Origin of the sequence: Bradyrhizobium sp., from assembly GCF_004799445.1 — a bacterium.
In the GTDB taxonomy this organism is placed as follows: Bacteria; Pseudomonadota; Alphaproteobacteria; order Rhizobiales; family Xanthobacteraceae; genus Bradyrhizobium.
This window is the reverse complement of the sequence record NZ_SSNA01000220.1, coordinates 1-26,794: the sequence shown is the minus strand read 5'-3', so window position 1 is coordinate 26,794 and position 26,794 is coordinate 1. Positions and strand designations below refer to the sequence as shown.

The window sequence follows — 26,794 nt, the reverse complement described above, 5'->3', positions numbered from 1 at the left end:
AAGGGAGCGAAGCGACGAAGCAATCGACGCTTCCTTGCTGCACGATGGATTGCTTCGCTAACGCTCGCAATGACGAGACCGCTAGATCGGTTTGCCCGCATACGGCATCGAGGCGGTGAGGCCGCCGTCGACCGGGATGGCCTGGCCGTTGACGTAGGAGGCGTCGTCGCTCGCCAAGAACAGTCCCATCGCCGCGAGTTCGTGCGGCTGGCCGGCGCGCTTCAAGGGATTGAGTTGGCCGATCTTGCCGTCGGTGCCGCGCTCCCTCGCATTGTCGAAGATCGGCTTGGTCATGCCGGTCTCGATCAGGCCGGGACATACCGCATTGATCCGCACGCCGGTGCCCGACAGCGAATAGGCCGACGTCTGCACCAGGCTGATGACGCCCGCCTTGCTCGCCGCATAGGGATGGCCGCTGGCGCCGGATTTCAGGCCCGCCACCGACGCGGTGCAGACGATCGAGCCGTATTTCTGTTTGATCATGTGCGGCATCGAATATTTGATGGCGAGGAACGGGCCGATCAGATTGATGCGCAGGATCTCCTGCCAGTGTTCCACGGTCTGCTCGGCGAGCGGCACCAGTCCGCCGCTGATCCCGGCATTGGCCCAGATCGCATCGAGCCGTCCGAAGCTGGAGACCGCCTTGTCGATGAAGGCGATGACATCTTTTTCGGAACCGGCATCGGCGATCACGGCTTCCGCGGTGCCGCCGGCCTTGCGGACCTGCGCGACGGTTTCCTTGACGGCTTCGCTGCGGTCGACCGCGATCAGTTTTGCTCCTTCTTTGGTGAACAGCAGCGACGCCGCGCGCCCGATGCCGCTGCCGGCGCCGGTGATGATGACGGATTTGCCTTCGAGGCGGCCCATGCGAATCTCCCTGCTTAAGTTTTATCCATGGCGTTCTTCATCAAGGCGTGAAGAAACCGCGTCAAGACAGATCGGCCTGCAAGATAGATTGACTTGCGACCTGTCCGATTTTCAAACAAGATTTCAAACACGCAAAGCCGCTTGGGGCCGAGTGAGAGTTGAGACGAGAGACCAAGTGACTTGAGATGACGCGTGCCCTCACGTAGGACACGCGACAGTATTAGAGGGTCGTCGCGATGTCCAATCCAGGCAAACCAGCAGTCGTCACGACGCGGTGGTGGTGGGTGCGCCACGCGCCGGTGCGCAGCGACGGTGGCAATATCTACGGGCAGAAGGATATCGCCTGCGACACCGGCGATCGCAAGGTGTTCGAGGCGGTGGCAAAAATCCTGCCGCGCGGCGCGGTCTGGTATGCGAGCAGTCTGATGCGCACGCATCAGACCGCGCAAGCGATCTGGGATACCGGCTTTCCGAGGCCCGCGACGATGACCAAGGAGGTGGCCTTTGCCGAACAGCATCTGGGACAGTGGCAGGGGATGAATCGCGCCGCGTTCCTCGCCAGCCGGCCGGTCGGCAGCCACTGGTTTGCCGATATCGACCAGCCCGCGCCAGGCGGCGAGAGTTTCATGGACCTCTATAACCGCGCATGTCGCGCCATCGATCAAATCAATGTTGAGCAGGCCGGCAAGGACGTGATCGCCGTGGCGCATGGCGGCACCATCAAGGCCGCGCTTGGTCTTGCGCTCGGCGGCCAGCCTGAAAAGGGCCTCGCTTTCGATATCGACAATTGTTCGGTGACCCGGCTCGATCACTTCGCAAGCGCCGACCACAGCAGCTGGCGGCTTCCGATGGTCAACCAGCAGCCATGGATCGCCGACGCCGCGCATAACGCGATGCACCAGCCGGCGGGACCGGAGATCGCAACCGCCAGCAAGCTGGCCTGACCCGACCAAAACAAAACCGGCGCATCCGCCGCCGGATCAACACAACGGGAGTGAGACATGACCTTGTTCGATCTATCGGGAAAAGTCGCCGTCATCACCGGCTCCTCGCGCGGCATCGGCCGCGCCATCGCCGAGCGGATGGCCGAGCACGGCGCCAAGGTGGTGATCTCCTCGCGCAAACAGGCGGTCTGCGATGAGGTGGCCAAGGCGATCAACGACAAGGCCGGCAAGCAGGTCGCGCTGGCGCTGGCCGCCAACATCTCGACCAAGGACGACCTGAAACATCTGGTCGAGGAAACCACCCGCGTGTTCGGCAGGATCGACACGCTGGTCTGCAACGCCGCGTCCAATCCCTATTACGGGCCGCAGGCCGGAATTTCCGACGATCAGTTCCGCAAGATTCTCGACAACAACATCGTCGCCAATCACTGGCTGATCTCGCTGGTGGTGCCGCAGATGATCGAGCGCAAGGACGGATCAATCACCATTATCTCGTCGATCGGCGGGCTCAAGGGCTCGACGGTGCTCGGCGCCTATGCGATTTCCAAGGCCGCCGACATGCAGCTGGCGCGCAACCTCGCCTGCGAATACGGCCCGCACAACATCCGCGTCAACTGCATTGCACCCGGCCTGATCAAGACCGATTTTGCCCGCGCCTTGTGGGAAAATCCGGAAACGCTGAAGGCCGCCACCGCGCGTTCGCCGCTGCTGCGGATCGGCGAGCCCGACGAAATCGCCGGCGCGGCGGTGTTTCTCGCCTCGAGCGCGGGCACCTTCATGACTGGGCAGACCATCGTGATCGACGGCGGCGCGACGATCAGCTGAAGGGTTTTTGGAAGGAGGGGGGCGTGAAGGTCCCGGATATTCCGATGGAGTTAAGGCTGTCCCGCAACAATTGATTGACCAATTGTCCCTAGGATTGCGGTTTTCCCTCGGGAGGACGCATGACGACGCTCGATTTACCCGCGGTAGGCACTACCGCTCGCGGCGCCGCATGGACCAGAACTCTTTGCGTCTTGTTCTTCTTTTCCGGATTTCCGGCACTAATCTATCAATTGACCTGGCAGCGAGAACTCTTCCGTATCTTCGGGGTAAATTCGGAATCGGTCACTATCGTGGTCTCGGCATTCATGCTCGGACTGGGCCTTGGTAGCCTTGCCGGCGGATGGCTCTCGAAACGACAGAAAATCCGCCTTCTCCCATTGCTGGCTTAGATTGAACTGGGGACAGCCGCTTTCGGAGTCGTATCGCTGGGTGTGTTCGAGCAGGTCGGCGCGTTGATCGTTGATTGGTCGCTGCCGGCGATGGCGCTGGTCAATCTGTTGCTGGTCCTCATTCCCACATTACTGATGGGTGCCACCCTGCCGATTTTGGTTTCACATCTTGTCAGGCGTTCGGGGGAGGTCGGCGGCGCCGTCGGCTTGCTTTATTATGTCAACACGATGGGGGCCGGCGCGGCCTGCCTGGTATGCTGCGGCGTGCTGTTTCCGTTTCTCGGGATGCGCGGTGCGGTTTTCACGGCAGTCGGCTTCAACGTGATGGTCGCTGCCGGAGCAATGCTCGCCCACGCGTTTGATCGCAACGATGCGATTCCCGCGGGAGCGGTTTCCGGTCATCGTAGTGGCGATGCCGTCCTTGGCCTCCGTCAGGTGCTGCTGCTGGCTGCGCTGGGGGGATTTATTTCGTTGTCTTACGAAATATTCCTGTTCCGGACGATCTCTTATGCTTCCGGGTCCAGTGCAACCGCCTTTGCCATCACGCTGGCATGCTTCCTGGTTGGTATCGCCGGCGGCGCGCGAAGTGCCGGGAACGTTTGCGAGACGCTGCGTCCAGTCGACGCCATGCGCAAGGCTGCCGATGAACTCGTTTTTGCCAATCTCGTCGGCTTGATGTTTCTGCCCTTGATGGCGCATTTTGCCTGGCTTGGCCGCGGTGTCTTCGCCGTCGCCTTGCTGTTCGTCTATCTGATTGCGCGGCGCTGGGGTTCATTGTTGCCGTACCTGGCCCAATTCGGGATCCCGGCAGACGATCGGGCCGGAATGCGGACGTCGCTGCTTTATTTCTCCAACATCCTTGGTTCTGCGGCGGGGGCCATTGTTACGGGCTTTGTTCTGACGAATTACCTGACATTGGTGCAAATCGCCCTGGGGCTAGCGATTGCCGGCGCTGTCTGCGCGCTTTCCCTTATCGCCATGCTCGATATCGCCCGCCCGGAACGGCTGAGGCGGATGGCCGGTGCGGCCGGTGTGCTGGCGATCGCGCTTGTCGCGGTTCCCTCGATGTCACATCGCGTTTTCGAAAACCTGCTCTACAGAACCAATCTCGATCACGCCTTCGCCCAGGTCGTAGAGAACCGCAGCGGCATCATCACCGTGGACACCGACGGCACCGTGTTCGGCAACGGAATGTATGACGGGCGATTCAATGTTCGATTGCAGGATGATCGAAACGGAATCATCCGGCCCTATGCACTGAGCCTGGTTCACGGCGCGCCGCGCGACGTTCTCATGATCGGATTGTCTTCGGGGTCGTGGGCGCAGGTGATCGCAAATAACCCCGCCGTGCAGTCGCTTACGATCGTGGAGATCAATCGAGGATACCTTACCCTGATCGAAGAGGAGTCCGAGGTCGCTTCGGTGCTCCGCAACCCGAAAGTCACCATCATCACCGATGACGGCCGGCGCTGGTTGCGGCATCATCCCGAACGGCGCTTTGATGCGATCGTATCCAATACGACCTGGAATTTTCGGGCCAACACCACCAACCTGCTGTCGGCGGAGTTTCTTGAATTGGTCAGGCAGCATCTCAATCCGCAGGGAATAGCGTTCTACAATACAACGGATTCCGCGCGGGTGCAGCGAACCGCCTGTTTGGCGTTCCCTTATGGAGCGCGCTTTACCAATCATATGGTTGTATCGGATACCCCGATCGACTGGAATTTCGCTCGTTGGCGGCAGACGCTTGCAGCTTACGTTATCGACGGCAAAAGGCAGTTCAATCCGCAAAACTCTCAAGATCAGGCATTGCTCGAAGCCGTTACGTCTGTCGATCGGGGTTCGCAGGATCTAATAGAAGGCTGCCCGCAGATCCTTACCCGAACGGCCGGCCAGTTACCCGTGACGGACAACAACATGGGGACCGAATGGCGTCACCCGCTCGGTCTTGAATGATTGGTTGCGCGGCATGCGTGCTATCTCAATCCACCGCCGCGTACACCAAGTTGCGCACCAGCGTCCGGGCGTATTCGCGCTGGCCCGGGCCCTGCGACATGAACACGGCGAACAACTCCTCCTTGGGATCGATCCAGAAGAACGTTCCGCCCATGCCGCTCCAGAAGTACTGGCCGACCGAGCCGGGGAAGGGCGCCAGGCCCTGCTGGGTGCGCACGGCAAAGCCAAGGCCGAAGCCGATGCCGGGTTGCATCAGGTTACCCGCCTGGATTTTGACGCCGGGGCCGAGATGATCGGAAGTCATCAGTTCGAGTGTCTTGCGGCCGATGATCCTGACGGCGTCGAGGGTTCCGCCATTGAGCAGCATCTGGCAGAACCGTGCGTAGTCCATAGTGGTGGAGACCAGGCCGCCGCCGCCGGATTGCATCACGGGCTTTTCAAGCATGTCGAAGAGCTGGACCTTTTCGCTGGTCCAGGGATCGGTTGCGAACGGTTCGGCGAGACGATCTGTGTTCTCCGCGCCGGTGTGAAACGCGGTCTCGGCCATTTGCAGCGGCGCCAGAATGCGTTCGGTCAGGAACGCGCCCAGCGTCTTGCCGGTGACGACCTCGATGAGGCGCCCGAGGATGTCGGTGGAACGGCTATAGTTCCACTCGGCGCCCGGCTGGCACACCAGCGGCAGGCTCGCGACCAGAGCAGCATGTTCGGCGTTGCTGATCTTGCGGCTGCGCAGCCGCGACTGCTGATACAGCTGCTGCACCAGGCCGTTGCCAGTGTGATCGTAAGTGATGCCGGAAGTGTGCCGCAGCAGATCCTGGATCGTGATCGGCCGGCTCACAGGCACGAGATCGAGCTGGCCGTTGTTCTCGACGCCGACCTTCTGGTTGCCAAATTCCGGAATGAACTTGGCGATCGGGTCGCTGAGCAGGAAATGGCCGTCTTCGAGCAGCATCATGATGCCGATCGAGACGATCGGCTTTGTCATCGAGAAGATTCGGAAGATCGAATTGAGCGCCATCGGCGCGGCGGCTGCCGGGCTCTGCCGGCCGAGCGCCTCGAACCAGCCGATCTGGCCGCGCCGGGCCACCAGGATGGTGACGCCGGGGATGGTTCCCCTGTCGATCTCGCGCTTGAAGGCGTCCGACATGCGCTGCAGCCGCGGCTGCGAGAGCCCGAGCGATTCCGGCTTGGCCTGGGGCAGCGCCGGGGTCTGCGGGGCAGGGGCGTGCTTGGCGGCGGACTGCGCGGTCATGGTCTTTCCCTTTGCTCTTATTGTGGGCCGGGTGGTATCGTTGGGATATCCCGAAGTCTGGCGCAGAACAGCTGGGTTGAACAGGCGTTAACCGCTTCGGCCTTGCAATCCGGCCATGGCCTATGCTTGAAACGGCGCGGATCGGCGGCGACGTCCGGTCCTCACAGGAGTGTAGCTCAATTGGTAGAGCACCGGTCTCCAAAACCGGGGGTCGCAGGTTCGAGCCCTGCCACTCCTGCCAGCCGAACCCTTGATTTTGATGGATCCAGCCGTGGCCTTTCGAACCGGGCGACCTGGCCTCGGTTCCACGCAGCTTGACCTTTGGCGGGTTGCGCAGTAAATAGCCGCCACCTGCTGCCGGCCCGCTTTGACGGATATCCGGCGCGGCTTTGAATTCCCCCGAACAATCGAGCCCGCTTGCCGGCTCATCCTTCAAAAGAGGGCTGGGCGCTAGAGGGCTGTTCGGATTTGCTAAAACCTTGAAAATCCTCTGACAACGCGGATCTCATCAACGATGGCTTTCAGCCCGTTCAAATTCCTGCAGGAAGTGCGTTCGGAGACCGCCAAGGTCACCTGGCCGACACGCCGCGAGACCACGATCACCACGATCATGGTATTCGTGATGGTGGCGCTGGCTTCGGTTTTCTTTTTCGCCTCGGATCAAATCATCCGCCTGGTTGTCACCTTTTTGCTCGGTATTCACTGATGGCAAGCGCCGGAACACAGACGATGGACAAGCGCTGGTATATCGTTCACGCCTATTCGAACTTCGAAAAGAAGGTCGCGGAGTCGATCCGCGAGCAGTCCAAGCAGCGCGGGCTTGACGATCTGTTCGAGCAGGTGCTGGTGCCGACCGAAAAGGTCACCGAAGTGCGCCGTGGCCGCAAGATCGACGCCGAGCGCAAGTTTTTCCCGGGTTATGTCCTGGTCAAGATGAAGCTGACCGACGAAGCCTTTCATCTTATCAAGAATACCCCGAAGGTGACGGGTTTCCTCGGCGCGGAAAACAAGCCGATGCCGATCTCGGAAGCCGAGGCCATGCGAATCCTGCATCAGGTGCAGGAAGGCGTGGAACGCCCGAAGGCGTCGGTGTCGTTCGAGATCGGCGAGAATGTGCGGGTGGCCGATGGGCCGTTCGCGTCGTTCTCCGGCGTGATCGAGGAAATCGACGAGGCGCGTTCGCGGGTGAAGGTCGCGGTGTCGATCTTCGGACGCGCCACGCCGGTCGAACTGGAATTCGGTCAGGTCGAGAAGGTCTGATCGTTATCGTCATTGCCGGGCTTGACCCGGCAATCCATCTGCCTCGTAAGAATGCATCTCACGAAGCTTGATGGATGCCCGGATCAAGTCCGGGCATGACGACAGTGGAAGCGGTGACGCTTCCAAAGAACCGTGGAAGGAGACTGACGGTCGCCAGCCGTCATGCGAACCGCACCACGGTCCTGTGAAGCTTCCGGGCTGATCCGGAGCAACATGAGGAGTGACATATGGCAAAGAAAGTGACCGGATACCTGAAATTGCAGGTGCCGGCCGGTGCGGCGAATCCTTCTCCCCCGATCGGCCCCGCGCTTGGTCAGCGCGGCCTCAACATCATGGAATTCTGCAAGGCGTTCAACGCGCAGACGCAGAAGGAAGAGAAGAATACCCCAATCCCGGTGGTGATCACGATCTATGCCGATCGTTCCTTCACCTTCGAGATGAAGACCCCGCCGATGTCGTTCTTCCTCAAGCAGGCCGCCAAAATCCAGTCCGGGTCGAAAGCCCCGGGCCGCGACAAGGCCGGCAAGGTGACCAAAGCGCAGGTGCGCGAGATCGCCGAGAAGAAGATGAAGGATCTCAATTGCGATACCATCGAGTCGGCCATGAAGATGGTCGAGGGCTCCGCCCGTTCGATGGGTCTTGAAGTTGCGGGGTAACGGGTCATGGCAATCGGAAAACGTTTGAAGAAGGCCCGCGAGGGCGTCGATCGCGAGAAGCTCTATCCGCTCGTGGACGCCATCAAGATGGTCAAGGCGCGCGCCACCTCGAAGTTCGACGAGACCGTCGAGATCGCGATCAATCTCGGCGTCGATCCGCGTCACGCCGATCAGATGGTTCGCGGCGTGGTGACGCTGCCGAACGGCACCGGCCGCACCTTGCGGGTCGGCGTGTTCGCGCGCGGCGCCAAGGCCGAGGAAGCCAAGGCCGCGGGCGCAGATATCGTCGGTGCCGAGGATCTGGTCGAGAAAGTGCAGGGCGGTCAGATCGACTTCGACCGCTGTATCGCCACCCCCGACATGATGCCGCTGGTTGGCCGCCTTGGTAAGGTGCTCGGACCGCGCGGCATGATGCCCAACCCCAAGATCGGTACGGTGACGATGGACATCACCAATGCCGTGAAGGGCGCCAAGGGCGGCTCGGTCGAGTTCCGCGTCGAGAAGGCCGGCATCGTGCAGGCCGGCATCGGCAAGGCCTCGTTCTCGGAAGAGAAGCTGGTGCAGAACGTCAAGGCGCTTGCCGACGCGGTCGCCAAGGCAAAACCCGCAGGTTCCAAGGGCACCTACATCCAGCGCGTGGCGGTTTCCTCGACCATGGGGCCGGGCGTCAAGGTTGAGCCGGGAACCCTGCTCGGCTAGAATTCCTGAGAACGGCTTGAGACAAAGCAAGGGCGGAATTGGGCAACCGATTCCGCTCTTTGTTTATGAGGATGTCGACAGCGATCCGGCGATAACGTGAAAGACAAAGCATGCCCGACAAGGTCTTGATCTATTCGCGCTTTCCCAAGGCGATGATGGTGCGGATCGGACAGCGCTTCGACCTGATGGATGCCGCCGGCAAGCCGCCGGCCGAGGTTTTCACCGCAGAGCAGCTTTCCGGGGTCCGAGCGCTGATCACGGCCGGTGGCACGCCGCTCGGGGCGGCGGTGCTGGATATGCTGCCGTCGTTGCGCGCGATCGTCTGCTACGGCACCGGTTATGACGGGGTCGATCTTGCGGCCGCCGCCAAACGAAAAATCGCGGTCGGCCACAGCCCGGCTGCCAATGCCGCCGCCGTCGCCGACCTCGCCGTCACCTTGATGCTGGCGGTGACGCGGCGCCTGCTGCCGGCCGACGAGTTTGTGCGCAACGGCAGCTGGGCCGCCGCAAAACCTTCGCCGCTGTTGCGGCCGCAACCCGGCAATCCCGGCCGCCGCGTCGGCGTCTACGGCATGGGCGAGATCGGCCGCAAGATCGCTGCGCGCGTAGCCAGCTTCGAGACCGAAGTCGGCTATTTCAGCCGCAGCCGGCACGACGTTCCCTATCAATATCTGCCGAGCCTGGAGGCGTTGGCGGAATGGTGCAGCGTTCTGATGATCGCCGTTCGCGCCGGCGCCGATACCCATCACGCGGTCGATGCCGCCATCCTGCAAAGACTTGGCAAGGACGGCTATGTCGTCAACATCTCCCGCGGTTCGGTGATCGATGAAGCGGCCCTGGTCGCGGCGCTTGCGGACAATGCCATCGCAGGCGCCGGTCTCGACGTGTTCGAGAAGGAGCCGCACGCGCCGGACGCCTTGACGGCGTTTCCGAATGTCGTGCTGACCCCGCATGTCGGCGGCCACACCATCGAGTCGCATATCGCGATGCAGGACTGCGTCATCGCCAATCTCGAGGCGTTTTTCGCAGAGAGGCCGCTGCCCTTTGAGGTCCAGGCCGCCTGAATCGGGCGATTTCGGCTCCTATTTCTCGGAGATTGCGATGGGCGGAATTGGCGCGAATTAGTCCTTGGCAAGCCCGGAAAGACTCGTTAAAGAGCGCCTTCCGGGCGTGCTGGCTGTTGCTGGCACGTCTGTGTTCGCATTCCGAAAACCCGATACGATAGGAGATCATTCCTTTCAGGACATCCGCATGGATTGCTCGAAAGGAAGGGGAACCGTCGTTTTGGAACAGATGCGGGCAGGGGTGGGTCGGCTTGCCGGCGTGCCTCGGTCCTGTCCAAGACTGCAGGCGCCGACGACGAAACGTAAGTTTCTTCAATGGCTTAATTGATTGCCTGCATAGACGGGTGAAGACCGGATTTTGCTTTACGTCGCGCCTGGCGCGACGGGCGGCGGATATGGTTCGAACCTCGACACCCCGCGCCATCAGGTTCGGGAGGGCAGGCTTTTCAAATGTCGTTCTGCCCGACGTGTCTGGAGACGGGAATGTCTCGAGGTCAGGTTTAGGGCGGGACGATGGGTGCAACCCGGCGGTCCTGCCATCAGGCAAAGGCCGCCAACCGGAGAGAGCTTGCTGTGGAAAGAGCGGCAAAAAAGGACGCGGTCGAGGCGCTGAACGGTCTGTTCAAGACCACCAGCGTGGCGGTCGTCGCCCACTATTCCGGCCTCACCGTGGCCCAGATGCAGAAGCTGCGCATGCAGATGAAGCAGGCGGGCGCATCGGTGAAGGTCTCGAAGAACCGTCTCGCCAAAATTGCTCTTGAAGGCACAGACGTCGTTGCCATCGGCTCCCTGTTGAAGGGGCCGACCGTGATCGCGACTTCAAACGATCCGGTAGCGGCGCCGAAGGTTGCCATCGAATTCGCCAAGACGAACGAGCAGTTCGTCATTCTCGGCGGATCGATGGGTAAAACCGTCCTGGATGTAAACGGCGTCAAGGCGCTTGCCGCATTGCCGTCGCTCGATGAGTTGCGCGGAAAGATCGTCGGCCTCCTGGTAGCGCCGGCGACCAAGATCGCCCAGCTCACGACTGCGCCCGCGGCCAAGCTCGCGCGCGTCGTTCAGGCCTATGCCTCAAAGAGCGAAGCGGCCTGACCCCCTTCGCAATTCAAACCTGGTTCGAACCAATACGCTTAAGGAAACAGATCAATGGCCGACTTACAGAAGATTGTTGACGACCTCTCGAGCCTCACCGTGCTCGAAGCCGCCGAGCTCGCAAAGCTCCTTGAAGAAAAGTGGGGCGTGTCCGCCGCTGCCGCCGTTGCGGTGGCCGGTCCGGCCGCCGCCGCCGCTGCGCCCGCAGAAGAAAAGACCGAGTTCACGGTCATGCTTGTCGCCGCCGGCGAGAAGAAGATCGAGGTCATCAAGGAAGTCCGTGCCATCACCGGTCTCGGCCTCAAGGAAGCCAAGGACCTCGTCGAAGGCGCGCCCAAGGCTGTCAAGGAAGGCGTCAACAAGGACGAATCCGAGAAGATCAAGGCCCAGCTCGAAAAGGCTGGCGCCAAGGTGGAATTGAAGTAAGCGGAGCTTGCTTCAATTCCATCCCCGGGCGAGCCACGCGCGACCCGGGGATCGCCTCGCCAAAGACGTGGATGGCCGGGTCAAGCCCGGCCATGACGAACGGGCAGGGCGGACGAAAAACGACGTGGTCAAGGAGTTCCCTTGGAACCACGTTGTACACAGGAATGTGTGGGGATTGGCGGGCTTGCCCCTCGAATTTCCACGATTGCCATCCCATATCGGGACGGCAGCACGAAAGCACGGTGGGCGCGAGGGACGGCAACGTTTCTGCGCAGGCCGTTGGGAGACAGGCAATTTCGGGCTTTTTCAGTCCGTGACGAGGCAGGTTGAGACGGGCGGGTGCGGTCAAGCGCCCCGCGCGTCGTTTTGCGTTCTTAAGGTCTGATACTTCGATTCAGGATTTAAATCCTGACATTGGGCTCCCGGGCTGGCTTAGGAACGAATCGAAATTCAACCCGGGGGCGATGCGAATCGCGCTCCGGAAGGTTCGCCCCTGACGGGCGACGAAATGAGAGGCCACGATGGCGCAGCAGACGTTCACCGGTCGCAAACGCGTTCGCAAGTTTTTCGGACACATCAAGGAAGTCGCAGAGATGCCGAACCTCATCGAGGTTCAGAAGGCGTCCTATGACCAGTTCCTGATGGTCGACGAACCCCCGGGCGGGCGGCTCGACGAAGGCTTGCAGGCGGTATTCCGGTCGGTGTTCCCGATCTCGGATTTTTCCGGCACCTCGATGCTGGAATTCGTCCGCTACGAATTCGAACCGCCGAAATACGACGTCGATGAGTGCCGCCAGCGCGGCATGACCTATGCGGCGCCGCTGAAGGTGACGCTGCGCCTGATCGTGTTCGATATCGACGAAGAAACCGGTGCGAAGTCGGTCAAGGACATCAAGGAGCAGGACGTCTACATGGGCGACATTCCGCTCATGACCATGAACGGCACCTTCGTCGTCAACGGCACCGAGCGCGTCATCGTTTCGCAGATGCATCGTTCGCCCGGCGTGTTCTTCGATCACGACAAGGGCAAGACCCATTCGTCGGGCAAGCTGCTGTTTGCCGCGCGCGTGATTCCCTATCGCGGCTCCTGGCTCGATATCGAGTTCGACGCCAAGGACATCGTGTTTGCGCGCATCGATCGCCGCCGCAAGATTCCGGTGACGTCGCTGATGTTCGCGCTCGGGCTCGACGGCGAGACCATCCTGTCGACGTTCTACAAGAAGATCAATTACAAGCGGACCAAGGATGGCTGGCGCGTGCCGTTCGACGCCACCCGTTTCCGTGGCTACTCCACGATCAACGACCTGATCGACGCCGACACCGGCAAGGTGGTGCTCGAGGCCGGCAAGAAACTGACCGTGCGTGCCGCACGGCAGTTCCAGGAAAAGGGCCTGAAGGCGCTGCGCCTGTCGGATGAGGAACTGGTCGGCAACTACCTTGGCGAAGACCTCGTCAACCCGAAAACCGGTGAAATCTATGCCGAGGCTGGTGAGGAAATCACCGAGAAGTCGCTGAAGGCGCTCAACGAGCACGGCTACAAGGAGCTGCCGCTGCTCGACATCGACCATGTCAATGTCGGCGCCTATATCCGCAACACCCTGCACGCCGACAAGAACATGACGCGTGAAGATGCGTTGTTCGACATCTACCGCGTGATGCGCCCCGGTGAACCGCCGACCATCGACTCGGCCCAGACCATGTTCCAGTCGCTGTTCTTCGACAGCGAGCGCTACGACCTGTCCGCGGTCGGCCGCGTGAAAATGAACATGCGCCTCGAACTCGATGCGCCCGATACCCATCGCACGCTGCGCAAGGAAGACATTCTCGCCGTCATCAAGACGCTGGTCGATCTGCGCGACGGCAAGGGCGAGATCGACGACATCGATCACCTCGGCAACCGGCGTGTGCGCTCGGTCGGCGAGTTGATGGAGAACCAGTACCGGATCGGTCTGCTCCGCATGGAGCGCGCGATCAAGGAGCGGATGTCCAGCGTCGATATCGACACCGTGATGCCGCAGGACCTGATCAACGCCAAGCCGGCGGCCGCCGCGGTGCGCGAGTTCTTCGGCTCGTCGCAACTGTCGCAGTTCATGGACCAGACCAACCCGCTGTCTGAAATCACCCACAAACGCCGCCTGTCGGCGCTTGGCCCGGGCGGCCTGACCCGCGAGCGCGCCGGCTTCGAGGTGCGCGACGTGCATCCGACGCATTACGGCCGGATCTGCCCGATCGAGACGCCGGAAGGCCCGAATATCGGCCTGATCAATTCGCTCGCGACGTTTGCGCGCGTCAACAAATACGGCTTCGTCGAAACGCCCTATCGCAAGGTCAAGGACGGCCGCGTCACCGACGAGGTGGTCTATCTCTCGGCGATGGAGGAAGGCCGCTATCACGTCGCGCAGGCGAACGTCGCGCTGGATAATCGCGGCCGCTTTACCGACGACCTCGTGGTCTGCCGCCATTCCGGCGACGTGCTGATGATCACGCCGGACAAGGTCGACTACATGGACGTGTCGCCGAAGCAGCTGGTCTCGGTCGCCGCGGCCCTGATTCCGTTCCTGGAAAACGACGACGCCAATCGCGCGCTGATGGGTTCCAACATGCAGCGTCAGGCCGTGCCACTGGTGCGCGCCGAGGCGCCGTTCGTCGGCACCGGCATGGAAGGCGTGGTCGCGCGCGACTCCGGCGCTGCGATCGCGGCGCGCCGGACCGGCGTGATCGACCAGATCGACGCCACCCGTATCGTGATCCGCGCCACCGAGGATCTCGATCCGACCAAGTCGGGCGTCGATATCTACCGGCTGATGAAATACCAGCGTTCCAACCAGTCGACCTGCATCAACCAGCGTCCGCTGGTGAAGGTGGGCGACGTGGTGCGCAAGGGCGACATCATCGCCGACGGTCCCTCGACCGACCTTGGCGAACTCGCGCTCGGCCGCAACGTGCTGGTCGCGTTCATGCCGTGGAATGGCTACAACTTCGAAGACTCGATCCTGCTCTCCGAAAGAATCGTGAAGGACGACGTCTTCACCTCGATCCACATCGAGGAATTCGAGGTGATGGCCCGCGATACCAAGTTGGGTCCTGAGGAAATCACCCGCGACATTCCGAACGTTTCGGAAGAAGCGCTGAAGAACCTCGACGAGGCCGGCATCGTCTATATCGGCGCCGAAGTCCGCGCCGGCGACATCCTGGTCGGCAAGATCACGCCGAAGGGCGAGAGCCCGATGACGCCGGAAGAAAAGCTGCTGCGCGCCATCTTCGGCGAAAAGGCCTCCGACGTTCGCGACACCTCGCTCCGCGTGCCTCCGGGCGTGCAGGGCACGATCGTCGAAGTCCGGGTCTTCAACCGGCATGGCGTCGACAAGGACGAGCGCGCTCTGGCGATCGAGCGGGAAGAGATCGAGCGTCTTGCCAAGGACCGCGACGACGAACAGGCGATCCTTGACCGCAACGTCTATGGCCGCCTCGCCGAGCTTCTGGAAAACCGCCAGGGCATCGCCGGTCCGAAGGGATTCAAGAAGGACACCAAGATCACGCGCGCGGTGCTCGACGAGCATCCGCGTTCGCAATGGTGGCTGTTTGCTTCTCCCAACGACAAGCTGATGGCCGAAATCGAGGCGATGCGGAAGCAGTACGACGAATCGAAGAAGGGCCTTGAACAGCGCTTCCTCGACAAGGTCGAGAAACTGCAGCGTGGCGACGAATTGCCGCCCGGCGTGATGAAGATGGTCAAGGTCTTCGTCGCGGTGAAGCGCAAGATTCAGCCCGGCGACAAGATGGCGGGCCGTCACGGCAACAAGGGCGTGGTCTCCAAGATCGTTCCGATCGAGGACATGCCGTTCCTCGAGGACGGCACCCATGCCGACATCGTGCTCAATCCGCTCGGCGTGCCTTCGCGCATGAACGTCGGTCAGATTCTCGAAACCCATCTCGGCTGGGCCTGCGCCGGCCTCGGCAAGCGCATCGGCCAGACGGTCGACGCCTACCTTGCCAGCGCCAAGCAGGATCTCAAGCCGCTGAAGGAGACCTTGAAGAAGATCTATGGCGACGATGAAACCATCAAATCGCTCAACGACAGCGAACTGATGGAGCTCGGGCGCAATCTGAGCCACGGCGTGCCGATCGCGACGCCGGTGTTCGACGGCGCCAAGGAAGCCGACATCGAGGAGATGCTGAAGCTTGCCGGTCTCGATGCCTCCGGACAATCCACCGTCTATGACGGGCGGACCGGCGACGCCTTCGACCGCAAGGTGACGGTTGGGTACATCTATATGCTCAAGCTGCATCATCTCGTGGACGACAAGATCCATGCGCGTTCGATCGGACCGTACTCGCTCGTGACCCAGCAGCCGCTGGGCGGCAAGGCGCAGTTCGGTGGCCAGCGTTTCGGCGAAATGGAAGTGTGGGCGCTCGAGGCTTACGGCGCGGCGTACACGCTCCAGGAAATGCTGACCGTGAAGTCGGACGACGTCGCCGGCCGTACCAAGGTGTACGAGGCGATCGTGCGCGGCGACGACACGTTCGAGGCGGGCATCCCGGAATCGTTCAACGTCCTGGTCAAGGAAATGCGTTCGCTGGGCCTCAACGTCGACCTGCACAACTCGAAGCAGGGCGGCGCCACATCCGAGGCGGCCGAGTAACTCAAAAAGCGTCATGCCCGGCGCGCTTTGCGCCGGGCATGACGCGCTGCGCTCGGACGTTGAGCGGGGCGCGTGGCTACCAGAAATTTCGAATTTGCTGCCGGTGACGATCGGCACGCGAGGAGAAGACCATGAACCAAGAAATTATGAATCTCTTCAATCCGACGACGCCGGCTCAGGTCTTCGACCAGATCCGGATCTCAATCGCGTCCCCGGAGAAGATTCTGTCGTGGTCCTACGGCGAGATCAAGAAGCCGGAGACCATCAACTACCGTACCTTCAAGCCCGAGCGTGACGGTCTGTTCTGCGCCCGTATCTTCGGGCCGATCAAGGACTACGAGTGCCTGTGCGGCAAGTACAAGCGCATGAAGTACAAGGGCATCATCTGCGAGAAGTGCTCGGTCGAAGTGACGCTGTCGCGGGTCCGGCGCGAGCGCATGGGCCATATCGAACTGGCCGCCCCGGTTGCGCATATCTGGTTCCTGAAGTCGCTGCCGTCCCGCATCGGTCTTCTGCTCGACATGACGCTGAAGGATCTCGAGCGGATTCTGTATTTCGAATACTACGTCGTTCTCGAGCCCGGTCTGACCGCGCTCAAGGACCGTCAGCTGCTGTCGGAAGACGAGTATCTGAAGGCGCAGGACGAATACGGCCAGGACAGCTTCACCGCCATGATCGGCGCCGAAGCGATCCGCGAGCTGTTGAAGGGGCTTGAGCTCGAAAAGCTCGAGGTCTCCCTGCGCGCCGAGATGCAGGAAACCGAATCCGACATCAAGCACAAGAAGCTTGCCAAGCGTCTGAAGATCGTCGAGGCGTTCCGCTATTCCGGCAACAAGCCGGAGTGGATGATCCTCACCGTGGTGCCGGTGATTCCGCCGGACCTGCGGCCGCTGGTGCCGCTCGACGGCGGCCGCTTCGCGACCTCCGATCTCAACGATCTCTACCGCCGCGTCATCAACCGCAACAACCGCTTGAAGCGGCTGATGGAGCTGCGCGCGCCCGACATCATCATCCGCAATGAAAAGCGCATGCTGCAGGAGGCGGTCGACGCCCTGTTCGACAACGGCCGCCGCGGCCGCGTCATCACCGGCGCCAACAAGCGCCCGCTGAAGTCGCTGGCGGACATGCTGAAGGGCAAGCAGGGCCGCTTCCGGCAGAACCTGCTCGGCAAGCGCGTCGACTATTCGGGCCGTTCGGTGATCGTGGTCGGTCCCGAGCTGCGGCTGCATCAATGCGGCCTGCCGAAGAAGATGGCGCTCGAGCTGTTCAAGCCGTTCATCTATTCGCGGCTCGACGCCAAAGGTCTCTCCACCACCGTGAAGCAGGCGAAGAAGCTGGTCGAAAAGGAGCGTCCCGAGGTCTGGGATATCCTCGACGAGGTGATCCGCGAGCATCCGGTGCTGCTGAACCGCGCCCCGACGCTGCATCGCCTCGGCATCCAGGCGTTCGAACCGGTCCTGATCGAAGGCAAGGCGATCCAGCTGCATCCGCTGGTGTGCGCGGCGTTCAATGCCGACTTCGACGGCGACCAGATGGCCGTGCACGTTCCGCTGTCGCTGGAAGCGCAGCTCGAGGCGCGCGTGCTGATGATGTCGACCAACAACATCCTGCATCCGGCCAATGGTCAGCCGATCATCGTGCCGTCGCAGGACATCGTGCTCGGCCTGTATTATCTCTCGATCATGCGCGAGGGGTTGCCCGGCGAAGGCAAGCTCTACGGCGAGATGGCCGAGATCGAACATGCCCTGCACGCCAAGGTCATCCACCTCCACACCAAGATCAAGTATCGCTGGCAGGGCGATGACGAGCACGGCAAGCCGGTCAAGCGCTGGATCGAGACCACCGCCGGCCGCGTCATGCTCGGCAACGTGCTTCCGAGGTCGCCCAAGATTCCGTTCGACGTCATCAACAAGCTGATGACCAAGCGCGAAATCTCCGGCGTGATCGATCAGGTCTATCGTCACTGCGGTCAGAAGGAGACGGTGATCTTCTGCGATCGCATCATGGCGCTCGGCTTCTACAATGCGTTCAAGGCCGGCATCTCGTTCGGCAAGGACGACATGGTGGTGCCGCACGGCAAGTGGAAGATCGTCGAAACCACGCGTACGCTGGCGAAGGATTTCGAGCAGCAGTACAATGACGGCCTGATCACCCACGGCGAAAAGTACAACAAGGTGGTCGACGCCTGGTCGAAGGCCACTGAAGAAATCGCCAAGGAGATGATGAAGGAAATCTCCTCGACCAAGAAGAACTCCAAGGGCGTCGAGGCCGATATCAACTCGATCTACATGATGGCCCATTCGGGCGCGCGCGGTTCGCCGGCGCAGATGCGTCAGCTCGCCGGCATGCGCGGCCTGATGGCGAAGCCGTCGGGCGAGATCATCGAGACGCCGATCATTTCCAACTTCAAGGAAGGTCTGTCGGTGCTCGAATACTTCAACTCGACCCACGGTGCCCGCAAGGGTCTCGCGGATACCGCGCTGAAGACCGCCAACTCGGGCTACCTGACGCGTCGTCTGGTCGACGTCGCCCAGGACTGCATCATCACGCAGGACGATTGCGGCACCAAGCTCGGCATCAAGATGCGCGCCATCATCGATGCCGGCACCGTCGTCGCCTCGCTGGCGTCGCGCATCCTCGGCCGCACCGCGGGTGAGGATCTGCGCGATCCCGCGACCAACAAGATCGTGGTCAAGCGCGGCACGCTGATGGAAGAGACCCATGTCGACGCCATCCAGCAGGCCGGCATCCAGGAAGTGAAGATTCGCTCGGCACTGACCTGCGAACTCGTCAACGGCATCTGCGGCAAGTGCTACGGCCGCGATCTCGCCCGAGGCACACCGGTCAACCACGGCGAGGCGGTCGGCGTCATCGCGGCGCAGTCGATCGGCGAACCCGGTACCCAGCTGACGATGCGGACGTTCCACATCGGCGGCGCGGCCCAGATCAACGAGCAATCGTTCGTCGAGTCGAATTTCGACGGCAAGGTGACGATCAAGAACAAGGCGATCGCGAAGAACAGCGAGGGTCATCTGGTCGCGATGGTCCGCAACATGGTCGTTGCGATCACCGACTCCGACGGCACCGAGCGTGCGACCCACCGCATCCAGTACGGCGCGCGCATGCATGTCGACGAAGGCGACATGGTCAAGCGTGGTCAGCGCATTGCGGAGTGGGATCCCTACAGCCGCCCGGTTCTGACCGAAGTCGAGGGCACCATCGGGTTCGAGGACATCGTCGAGGGACAGTCGATCTCGGAAACGCTCGACGAATCCACCGGTATCGCCAAGCGTGTCGTGATCGACTGGCGCACGACGCGGGGCGGCGCCGATCTGCGCCCGGCGATCGTCGTCAAGGGCAAGGACGGCAAGATCCTCAAGCTCGCGCGTGGCGGTGAGGCCCGCTACATGCTTTCGGTCGATGGGATTCTGTCGGTCGATGTCGGTGCCAAGGTCAAGACCGGCGACATCCTGGCGCGTATCTCCACCGAGAGCGCCAAGACCCGTGACATCACCGGCGGTCTGCCGCGGGTTGCCGAACTGTTCGAGGCCCGCAAGCCAAAGGACGCGGCGATCATCGCGGAAATCGCGGGCACCATCCGCTTCGGCCGCGACTACAAGAACAAGCGCCGCATCTCGATCGAGCCGATGGACAAGAACGAGGAGCCGCGCGAGTACCTGATCCCGAAGGGCAAGCACATCCATCTGCAGGACGGCGATATCGTCGAAAAGGGAGATTTCATCGTCGAGGGCAATCCGGCGCCGCACGACATTCTGGCGATCAAGGGCATCGAGGAACTCGCTGCCTATCTGGTCAACGAAATCCAGGAGGTCTACCGGCTGCAGGGCGTGCTGATCAACGACAAGCACATCGAAGTGATTGTCCGTCAGATGCTGCAGAAGGTCGAGATCACGGAGCAGGGTGATACCGACATGATCTCGGGCGAGCAGATCGACAAGATCGAGTTCGATCAGCTCAATGCCAAGGCCAAGGAAGAGGGCAAGAAGCCCGCCACGGGAACGCCGGTGCTGCTCGGCATTACCAAGGCGAGCCTGCAGACGCGCTCGTTCTTCTCGGCGGCCTCGTTCCAGGAGACCACGCGCGTGCTCACCGAAGCCGCCGTCAACGGCAAGGTGGACCCGCTGGAGGGCCTCAAGGAGAACGTCATCGTCGGCCGGCTGATTCCGGCCGGTACCGGCGCCTCGATGGCCAAGATTCGCGAAGTCGCCGTCAAGCGCGACAAGCTGATTCTCGACGAGCGCGAGAAACAGGCCGCGATCGTGCCGGCGGCGCCGGAAGTCGAGCCGCTGGCGCTGCCGCCGGCGGAATAATTAGGTCACATCGACCCGCAATTTTACGGGAAAGGCCGGCGAAAGCCGGCCTTTTTTACTATTTTTCGGCTATTCCGGTTCTGCTATCGTTGTTTGTTCATCTTTCCTTCAGGGAAAAAAGCGCTTCGTCCAAAACGACTTAGGCCGCGCCCTCGGCAGCGGGCGACGGAGCGCGGCGGGGGCCGGAAATATACGGAAACAGATGTTGGATCTAGCAATCGTTGGGGGCGGGCCGGGCGGCCTGATGAGTGCCTGGTATCTCAAAAAGAAACTGGGCGAACTTTGCCGCGTCACCATTTTTGAGGCGTCCGACCGTGTCGGCGGCAAGATTCTCACGCGCAAATTCGATTCTGCGCCTGCGATTTACGAGGCCGGCGTCGCCGAGATCTACGATTACTCGATGACCGGCCCCGACCCGCTGCGCGAACTGATCCAGCATTTTGGCCTGCAGACGATCCCGATGGATGCCGAGCAGGTCCAGCTCGACGGCGAACTCCTCAACGACGTGCCGGGCATGCGCCGCAAATACGGGGCGAAGACGGCGGACGCGATCGAGGCGTTCCGCAAGCGCTGTGCCGAGATGGTGTCGCCGGCGGAATATTACGAAGGCGTCGGCGCGCACGACAACGAGCATCCATGGGCCTACATCACCGCCGAGCAATTGCTCGACAGGGAGGTCGACGACGCCACCGCCAAGCGCTTCTTCAAGGTGATGGCGCGCTCCGATATCGCCACCGAGCCCCACAACACCAATGGCTTGAATGCGCTGAAGAACTTCGTGATGGATGTCGACGGCTATATTGGCCTCTATTCGATCCAGAACGGCAACGAGCAGCTGATCGAATGCCTGCAGTCCGAGGTCGATGCCGATATCCAGCTCAATCACCGGGTGCTTAAGGTCGGCAAGACCGCGGCCGGCCGTTACCGGCTCAACATGATGAACGGCAAGGGGCCGGAAACCAGGGATTTCGATCTGGTGCTGGTGTGTCTGCCGCACTCCTGGCTCGCCACCATGGGCTGGGACGGCGAGCAGTTGCGCCAGTCGATGGTCAAGCACATCGCCTATTTTGACCGGCCCGCGCATTATCTGCGGATTTCGATCCTGTTCGATGCGCCGTTCTGGGGCGACAGGATTCCCGGCTCATGGTTCATGTCGGAGGCCTTTGGCGGCTGCTGCGTTTATAACGAAGGCTCCCGCCACGACGTCGGCAAGCACGGGGTCCTGAACTGGCTGATCGCCGGGTCCGATGCGCTGGCGTTCGCCAATCTCGGCGATCAGGAGCTGATCGACGCCGCGCTGAAGTCTCTACCGGCCTCGTTCGGCGACGCGCGTGCGCATTTTCTGGAGGGCAAGACCCATCGCTGGCTGTCGTCGGTGAATGCGCTCCCCGGCGGCATGCCGGCGCGCGACGTGATGACGAATCACCGGCCCGATCCGAAACAGCATCCCGGCCTGGTCGTGGTCGGCGATTATCTGTTCGATTCAACGCTGAACGGATTGCTGGATTCCTCCGATGCCGCCACCGATATCATTGTCACCGAAATGATGCGGTTGCGCCGCGCGCGCAGGGAGGGGGCGACGCCCGCGTCCGACAAGATCGATCGCGCCTATTTCGCAAATTATCGCGGGCAAGGGCCCTATAGCGAGGCCTGGAGCCGGTTTACCGATCCCGCCTATCTGACGGATCTGATCAAGATCGTCTGGAGCCGGGCCAGGGGTTACAAGCTGCTGGTGGCCGGATCGGCCAGCGGCGAACTGGTGGGAGCGCTGCGCGCCCGCGGAATTGATGCCTGGGGCATTGAGAACAACCGCGCCATCCACGCCAGGACGCCGAAGCAGCTGAAGAAGTTCAACAAGCTTGGATCGATCGTGGATATGCCGTTTCGGGACGGCGAGTTCGATTTCGTGTTCGAGACCAGCCTGTGCCATGTCGCGGAAAAGCGGGTCGCCGGCGCCGTTCGCGAGCTGAACCGTGTCGTCAAGACCGGCGTGGTGTTCGGATCGGTGACATCGGACATGGCGCCGGAGCTGATTGATCGTTACGACCTCTTACGCGGGGTCAGGAAGCTCGGTACCTGGTGGGAATGGTCGGAGCTGTTCTTCAGCAACGGATTTGATCTCTCGATGCATCGCCGCGACTGCACCGACGCGCTGTGGGCGGCGACGCTTGCCGCCAACAGGGGTCCCGGGCAGTGGTATGCGGACTCCGACAGTCTCCGTTACTCGTTCTTCGACAAGGTCGCGGCCGAGGACTAGCCGACAGTCCCCGTTGTTCCAATTATTTTGCTGAACGCGCGCCAATCGCATAGGATCGACGGGTGGCGCGGTGCGCTACCTCGCTCGATTTTGCGGTCATGCCGGCCGTGCAGCATCGGTTGGTTTCATGGCGTCCAAGCCTCCATCACCGGATGACCGGTTAGCCGCTTCCGCGGACGATCCGGTTGTGCCGGAGGCCGATGAAACGCCGGTGGCCGGCGCTTTCGTTCGAGCAGCCGGCGACAAGACGGCGTCTCCGCCCGACGACGACGACGATGATGACGAGCTTGAGCTCGAAGACGATGAGGATGACGAGGATCTCGTTGTTTATACCGCCAAGGAAGCCGCCGGCGCGCTGGCGACGATCTACGCGTTCGTCAAACCATTCCTGAAGAACTACAAGAAAATACTGACATTTGTCAGCCTCGGCGTGCTGGTCGAGACGCTGTTCAACGTCATCATGCCGCTGAGCCTCAAGTTTCTGATCGACGACGCGCTCGGCGAAGAGGATTTCGAGGCGCTGATCAAGATTCTATCGGTGCTGGCGGCGGCCGGAATCCTCACCTCGATCATCGCGGTCTGGTACGAGCGCTGGGACGCCAAACTGGCGGCATCCCTGATTTCGGACGTGCGGACGCTGTTGTTCGAGCACGTCCAGAATTTGCCCTCGGCCTTCTTCGCGCGCACCAAGCGCGGCGAGATTCTGTCGCGGTTTTCGGTCGACATGTCCGCCTTCGAAGGGTCGATCAAGGGTTTTGCCAACAGCGCGGCGCTGCCGTTCTTCGAATTGATCGCGGGCATCATCCTGATGCTGTTCCTGAACTGGCATCTGGCCGTCATCTCGCTCTTGGTGTTCCCGATCACGTTGATCGGCCCGCGGATCCTGACGCCGAAGGCGGTGCAGGCGAATTACGAGCAGAAGCTCAACGAATCCGCGCTGCTCGGCATGGTGCAGGAAAACATCGCCACCCAGGCGGTGATCAAGGCGTTCATGCTGCAGCGCCGCACCCTCGGCTGGTTCACCCTGCGCAACGACGAGGCGCGCCGGAAGATCGCGTCGGCGGCGTTCCTGTCGACCATGGTCGAACGCACGGTCACGATCTCGGTGCTGTTGCTGCACCTCGTGGTGCTCGCACTCGGCGCCTATCTCGCCACCAAGGGCCAGATCACGATCGGAACCTTCGTGACGTTCGAAAGCGCGTTCTGGGAGGTTTCCTACAACATCGCCCACATCATGCATTTCATCCCGGTCTCGATCCAGTCGGCGGCCGCGGTGCGCCATATTCAGGAGATGCTGGACGAGCCGACCCGCGGCGCCGATCGCCCCGGCGCGCCGGATCTGCCGCGCATCACCAACGACATCACCTTCGATCATGTGACCTTCCAGTACGAAGGCAGCGAGACGCCGGTTCTCGACAATCTCAGTCTCAAGCTCAATGTCGGAAAGAGCATCGCCATCGTCGGCCCCAGCGGTTCCGGCAAGAGCACGCTGCTCAATCTGATTCTTCGCCTCTATGTTCCGGATGAAGGGCGCGTGACCATCGATGGCGTCGATATCCGCAAGGTGACCCGCGAATCGCTACGCAAGAGCATGGCCGTGGTGTTCCAGGAAAACATGCTGTTCAACATGTCGATTCGGGAAAATATCCGTCTCGGCAAGGAAGGTGCGACCGACAAGGAGGTGGAGGAGGCGGCGCGCAGGGCCGAAATCCATCGCTACATCATGAGCCTTCCGCAGAAATACGACACCTCGGTCGGCGAGCGCGGCGATACGCTGTCGGGCGGGCAGCGCCAGCGCATCGCGATCGCGCGCGCGATCGTCCGCGATCCGTCGATCCTGCTGCTGGACGAGGCGACCTCGGCGCTCGACCAGACGACGGAAGCCGCCATCAACAAGACTCTGCTGAAGCTGGCCAAGGGCCGCACCATGATCTTCTCGACCCACCGCCTCACCTCGGTGGTCGAGATGGATGAGATCATCGTGATTTCAGGCGGCAGGGCGATCGAACGCGGCACGCATGCCAAGCTGCTTGCGGCCAATGGCATCTATCGAAAGCTCTGGGACGATCAGAGCCGCAAGCCGCATGAAGCGGCCGATCAGGACGACGACGATGATGATGACGAGGACTGAGTGCGCTGCGCCGCGCTGATTCGGATGGCTCGCCGCCGTAAAATGCCGTCATCGCCCCACGCCGGAGGTGCGCCCAGCGACTGCCGTTGCGTCCGATAGCCGGGATCCGATCGGGGACAGCAGGGAAAGCTGACGTAGCTTTAGATTGCTCGTGACATAGATTTCAATCGCAGAGAGCATTTCCCCAGATATTACCCGGGTAAAATGCCAATTTTGCTGGGATCTGGCTGGCCATGCCTCGCTTTGGGAGGGCGGATCGAGTCCGCGCGATCGACCGATTCCGCAAGCGGCAGAGGCGTTCTTGCGTTGTCGTTTCGCCTTGACTTGGCCATGCTGCGCCGATAGAACCCGCGCACTCAACGACAGGCGGTGAGCTTCGCTTGTGTCGGAACGGACCACCCCTTCGAACCCCTTTTGATTCCGGGGTTTGCGGCGGGCACCAGCCTCGACGAATGACGCTCAAACGCTGTCGATTATAGCTAGGCAATGCCAGGACGATCTTGGTTTTCGTGGGCAAGTCCCCTCGGGATTGATCGGATGCATGACCTCGGTATCTGAATGACCAGCCCACGCTGATCAATCGCGACCGCGGTCCTCTGTGGCGTCGAAGCGCTTTCTGCTCAGCAATGAGCGGTTGGCGCGATTTCGCTTTGCGCGGTGTTATCGCGCGAGGCGGCCGGATGGGACCTGTGGTCCCAGAACGAATTTGCGGAGCCGTTTCCCGGTTTCGCGCGAACTAAAGGGTGAAGGCTGACATGCCGACGATCAACCAGCTGATCGCAAGTCCACGCGTCGTACAGAAGTCGCGCAAGAAGGTGCCGGCGCTGCAGCAGTCGCCGCAGAAGCGCGGCGTGTGCACGCGCGTCTACACCACGACCCCGAAGAAGCCGAACTCGGCGCTCCGCAAGGTCGCCAAGGTGCGCCTGACCAATGGTTTCGAAGTCATCGGCTACATTCCCGGTGAAGGCCATAACCTTCAGGAACACTCCGTGGTCATGATCCGCGGCGGCCGCGTCAAGGATTTGCCTGGCGTGCGCTACCACATTCTCCGCGGCGTCCTCGATACCCAGGGCGTCAAGAACCGCAAGCAGCGCCGTTCGAAGTACGGCGCGAAGCGTCCGAAATAATCGGGAACAGACCAGATGTCGCGCCGCCATTCTGCTGAAAAGCGTGAAGTGAACCCGGATCCGAAGTTCGGGAACATCGTCATTACGAAGTTCATGAACTCGGTCATGTACGACGGCAAGAAATCTGCCGCCGAGAGCATCGTCTACGGTGCGCTCGAATTGATCGAAGCCAAGATCAAGCAGGGCCCGCTGCCGATTTTCGAGCAGGCTCTGGAAAACGTGATGCCGACGATCGAAGTTCGCTCGCGCCGCGTCGGCGGCGCCACCTATCAGGTGCCGGTCGAAGTTCGCACGGTGCGCCGCCAGGCGCTCGGCATTCGCTGGATCATCACGGCAGCGCGCGAGCGCAATGAAAAGACGATGACGGAGCGGCTCTCGGCCGAGTTGCTCGACGCGTCGAATGGCAGGGGAAACGCCGTCAAGAAGCGGGAAGACGTGCATCGGATGGCGGAAGCCAACCGGGCCTTCTCGCACTATCGCTGGTAACGGCGAAACAACGGATCTTAAGGAACAACCCATGCCCCGCGTTCATGCCATAGAGGACTACCGCAATTTCGGTATCATGGCGCATATCGATGCCGGCAAGACCACGACCACCGAGCGCATCCTTTATTATACCGGCAAGAGCCACAAGATCGGCGAAGTGCACGAAGGTGCCGCGACGATGGACTGGATGGAGCAGGAGCAGGAGCGTGGCATTACGATCACCTCCGCCGCGACCACCGCGTTCTGGAACGGCAAGCGTCTGAACATCATCGACACCCCCGGTCACGTCGACTTCACCATCGAAGTCGAGCGCAGCTTGCGCGTGCTTGACGGCGCGGTGTGCGTGCTCGATTCCAACCAGGGCGTCGAGCCGCAAACCGAAACGGTCT

20 protein-coding genes and 1 tRNA gene are annotated in these 26,794 nt (G+C 61.5%); 19 read left to right on the top strand and 2 right to left on the bottom strand.

Annotation, left to right across the window (positions count from 1 at the left end; all coding sequences use genetic code 11):
- Nucleotides 1-81: 81 nt before the first annotated feature.
- Nucleotides 82-867 (bottom strand): SDR family oxidoreductase, encoded by a 786-nt coding sequence (locus tag E8A46_RS28920; RefSeq protein ID WP_291568456.1) that lies wholly within the window; start codon nt 865-867, stop codon nt 82-84.
- Nucleotides 868-1,103: 236 nt separating this feature from the next.
- Here E8A46_RS28920 and E8A46_RS28915 point away from each other — a divergent pair, with 236 nt between their 5' ends.
- From E8A46_RS28915 to E8A46_RS28900, 4 genes are all read left to right on the top strand, one after another.
- Nucleotides 1,104-1,811, top strand: coding sequence for a histidine phosphatase family protein (locus E8A46_RS28915; protein WP_291568454.1), 708 nt, complete (start codon nt 1,104-1,106; stop codon nt 1,809-1,811).
- A gap of 57 nt (nt 1,812-1,868) precedes the next feature.
- Nucleotides 1,869-2,636: an SDR family oxidoreductase gene (locus E8A46_RS28910; protein WP_291568452.1), complete on the top strand. Its 768-nt coding sequence runs from the start codon at nt 1,869-1,871 to the stop codon at nt 2,634-2,636.
- A 119-nt stretch (nt 2,637-2,755) separates the two neighbouring features.
- Complete coding sequence (locus tag E8A46_RS28905; protein ID WP_291568450.1) at nt 2,756-3,025, top strand: hypothetical protein; 270 nt, start codon at nt 2,756-2,758, stop codon at nt 3,023-3,025.
- A 90-nt stretch (nt 3,026-3,115) separates the two neighbouring features.
- The gene (locus E8A46_RS28900; protein WP_363252791.1) at nt 3,116-4,981 is read left to right on the top strand and encodes a fused MFS/spermidine synthase; all 1,866 of its coding nucleotides are present in this window, start codon (nt 3,116-3,118) and stop codon (nt 4,979-4,981) included.
- Between the two features lie 25 nt (nt 4,982-5,006).
- Here E8A46_RS28900 and E8A46_RS28895 read toward each other — a convergent pair whose 3' ends face one another.
- Nucleotides 5,007-6,233, bottom strand: a complete 1,227-nt coding sequence (locus tag E8A46_RS28895) for a serine hydrolase domain-containing protein (RefSeq protein WP_291568448.1) — start codon at nt 6,231-6,233, stop codon at nt 5,007-5,009.
- Nucleotides 6,234-6,398: 165 nt separating this feature from the next.
- Between E8A46_RS28895 and E8A46_RS28890 the strand changes: the two genes are divergently transcribed.
- The 15 genes from E8A46_RS28890 to E8A46_RS28820 form a co-directional block, all read left to right on the top strand.
- Nucleotides 6,399-6,474 (top strand) — tRNA-Trp (locus tag E8A46_RS28890).
- Nucleotides 6,475-6,747: 273 nt separating this feature from the next.
- Complete coding sequence (secE, locus tag E8A46_RS28885) at nt 6,748-6,939, top strand: preprotein translocase subunit SecE (protein WP_291568446.1); 192 nt, start codon at nt 6,748-6,750, stop codon at nt 6,937-6,939.
- Nucleotides 6,940-6,962: 23 nt separating this feature from the next.
- Nucleotides 6,963-7,493, top strand: a complete 531-nt coding sequence (gene nusG / locus E8A46_RS28880; protein WP_291568444.1) for a transcription termination/antitermination protein NusG — start codon at nt 6,963-6,965, stop codon at nt 7,491-7,493.
- A gap of 227 nt (nt 7,494-7,720) precedes the next feature.
- Nucleotides 7,721-8,149 carry a 50S ribosomal protein L11 gene (gene rplK / locus E8A46_RS28875; RefSeq protein ID WP_008136439.1) on the top strand — a complete coding sequence of 143 codons (429 nt, stop codon included), beginning with the start codon at nt 7,721-7,723 and terminating at the stop codon, nt 8,147-8,149.
- 6 nt (nt 8,150-8,155) lie between these two features.
- Nucleotides 8,156-8,848, top strand: a complete 693-nt coding sequence (gene rplA / locus E8A46_RS28870; protein WP_291568442.1) for a 50S ribosomal protein L1 — start codon at nt 8,156-8,158, stop codon at nt 8,846-8,848.
- 110 nt (nt 8,849-8,958) lie between these two features.
- Nucleotides 8,959-9,912, top strand: coding sequence for a 2-hydroxyacid dehydrogenase (locus tag E8A46_RS28865; RefSeq protein ID WP_291568439.1), 954 nt, complete (start codon nt 8,959-8,961; stop codon nt 9,910-9,912).
- Between the two features lie 573 nt (nt 9,913-10,485).
- Nucleotides 10,486-11,004: a 50S ribosomal protein L10 gene (rplJ, locus tag E8A46_RS28860; RefSeq protein WP_291568437.1), complete on the top strand. Its 519-nt coding sequence runs from the start codon at nt 10,486-10,488 to the stop codon at nt 11,002-11,004.
- A 54-nt stretch (nt 11,005-11,058) separates the two neighbouring features.
- Nucleotides 11,059-11,430: a 50S ribosomal protein L7/L12 gene (rplL, locus tag E8A46_RS28855; protein WP_079571038.1), complete on the top strand. Its 372-nt coding sequence runs from the start codon at nt 11,059-11,061 to the stop codon at nt 11,428-11,430.
- Nucleotides 11,431-11,951: 521 nt separating this feature from the next.
- The gene (rpoB, locus tag E8A46_RS28850; RefSeq protein ID WP_291568433.1) at nt 11,952-16,073 is read left to right on the top strand and encodes a DNA-directed RNA polymerase subunit beta; all 4,122 of its coding nucleotides are present in this window, start codon (nt 11,952-11,954) and stop codon (nt 16,071-16,073) included.
- 131 nt (nt 16,074-16,204) lie between these two features.
- A complete protein-coding gene (rpoC, locus tag E8A46_RS28845; protein WP_291568431.1) occupies nt 16,205-20,404 on the top strand; it encodes a DNA-directed RNA polymerase subunit beta' in 4,200 nt (1,399 codons plus the stop codon).
- A gap of 202 nt (nt 20,405-20,606) precedes the next feature.
- Complete coding sequence (locus tag E8A46_RS28840; RefSeq protein ID WP_291568429.1) at nt 20,607-22,661, top strand: FAD-dependent oxidoreductase; 2,055 nt, start codon at nt 20,607-20,609, stop codon at nt 22,659-22,661.
- A 127-nt stretch (nt 22,662-22,788) separates the two neighbouring features.
- Complete coding sequence (locus tag E8A46_RS28835) at nt 22,789-24,792, top strand: ABC transporter ATP-binding protein (RefSeq protein WP_291568427.1); 2,004 nt, start codon at nt 22,789-22,791, stop codon at nt 24,790-24,792.
- A gap of 755 nt (nt 24,793-25,547) precedes the next feature.
- Nucleotides 25,548-25,919 (top strand): 30S ribosomal protein S12, encoded by a 372-nt coding sequence (rpsL, locus tag E8A46_RS28830; RefSeq protein ID WP_011473880.1) that lies wholly within the window; start codon nt 25,548-25,550, stop codon nt 25,917-25,919.
- 15 nt (nt 25,920-25,934) lie between these two features.
- Nucleotides 25,935-26,405 carry a 30S ribosomal protein S7 gene (rpsG, locus tag E8A46_RS28825; RefSeq protein WP_291568420.1) on the top strand — a complete coding sequence of 157 codons (471 nt, stop codon included), beginning with the start codon at nt 25,935-25,937 and terminating at the stop codon, nt 26,403-26,405.
- Nucleotides 26,406-26,436: 31 nt separating this feature from the next.
- Nucleotides 26,437-26,794 (top strand): GTP-binding protein (locus E8A46_RS28820; protein ID WP_291568418.1); only part of this gene is annotated, 358 nt, incomplete at its 3' end.

What these genes read in the sequence shown, in the direction of transcription:
- E8A46_RS28920 (WP_291568456.1), bottom strand. Translation starts at nt 867, where the DNA reads ATGGGCCGCCTCGAAGGCAAATCCGTCATCATCACCGGCGCCGGCAGC.
- E8A46_RS28915 (WP_291568454.1), top strand. Translation starts at nt 1,104, where the DNA reads ATGTCCAATCCAGGCAAACCAGCAGTCGTCACGACGCGGTGGTGGTGG.
- E8A46_RS28910 (WP_291568452.1), top strand. Translation starts at nt 1,869, where the DNA reads ATGACCTTGTTCGATCTATCGGGAAAAGTCGCCGTCATCACCGGCTCC.
- E8A46_RS28905 (WP_291568450.1), top strand. Translation starts at nt 2,756, where the DNA reads ATGACGACGCTCGATTTACCCGCGGTAGGCACTACCGCTCGCGGCGCC.
- E8A46_RS28900 (WP_363252791.1), top strand. Translation starts at nt 3,116, where the DNA reads ATGGCGCTGGTCAATCTGTTGCTGGTCCTCATTCCCACATTACTGATG.
- E8A46_RS28895 (WP_291568448.1), bottom strand. Translation starts at nt 6,233, where the DNA reads ATGACCGCGCAGTCCGCCGCCAAGCACGCCCCTGCCCCGCAGACCCCG.
- secE (WP_291568446.1), top strand. Translation starts at nt 6,748, where the DNA reads ATGGCTTTCAGCCCGTTCAAATTCCTGCAGGAAGTGCGTTCGGAGACC.
- nusG (WP_291568444.1), top strand. Translation starts at nt 6,963, where the DNA reads ATGGACAAGCGCTGGTATATCGTTCACGCCTATTCGAACTTCGAAAAG.
- rplK (WP_008136439.1), top strand. Translation starts at nt 7,721, where the DNA reads ATGGCAAAGAAAGTGACCGGATACCTGAAATTGCAGGTGCCGGCCGGT.
- rplA (WP_291568442.1), top strand. Translation starts at nt 8,156, where the DNA reads ATGGCAATCGGAAAACGTTTGAAGAAGGCCCGCGAGGGCGTCGATCGC.
- E8A46_RS28865 (WP_291568439.1), top strand. Translation starts at nt 8,959, where the DNA reads ATGCCCGACAAGGTCTTGATCTATTCGCGCTTTCCCAAGGCGATGATG.
- rplL (WP_079571038.1), top strand. Translation starts at nt 11,059, where the DNA reads ATGGCCGACTTACAGAAGATTGTTGACGACCTCTCGAGCCTCACCGTG.
- rpoB (WP_291568433.1), top strand. Translation starts at nt 11,952, where the DNA reads ATGGCGCAGCAGACGTTCACCGGTCGCAAACGCGTTCGCAAGTTTTTC.
- rpoC (WP_291568431.1), top strand. Translation starts at nt 16,205, where the DNA reads ATGAACCAAGAAATTATGAATCTCTTCAATCCGACGACGCCGGCTCAG.
- E8A46_RS28840 (WP_291568429.1), top strand. Translation starts at nt 20,607, where the DNA reads ATGTTGGATCTAGCAATCGTTGGGGGCGGGCCGGGCGGCCTGATGAGT.
- E8A46_RS28835 (WP_291568427.1), top strand. Translation starts at nt 22,789, where the DNA reads ATGGCGTCCAAGCCTCCATCACCGGATGACCGGTTAGCCGCTTCCGCG.
- rpsL (WP_011473880.1), top strand. Translation starts at nt 25,548, where the DNA reads ATGCCGACGATCAACCAGCTGATCGCAAGTCCACGCGTCGTACAGAAG.
- rpsG (WP_291568420.1), top strand. Translation starts at nt 25,935, where the DNA reads ATGTCGCGCCGCCATTCTGCTGAAAAGCGTGAAGTGAACCCGGATCCG.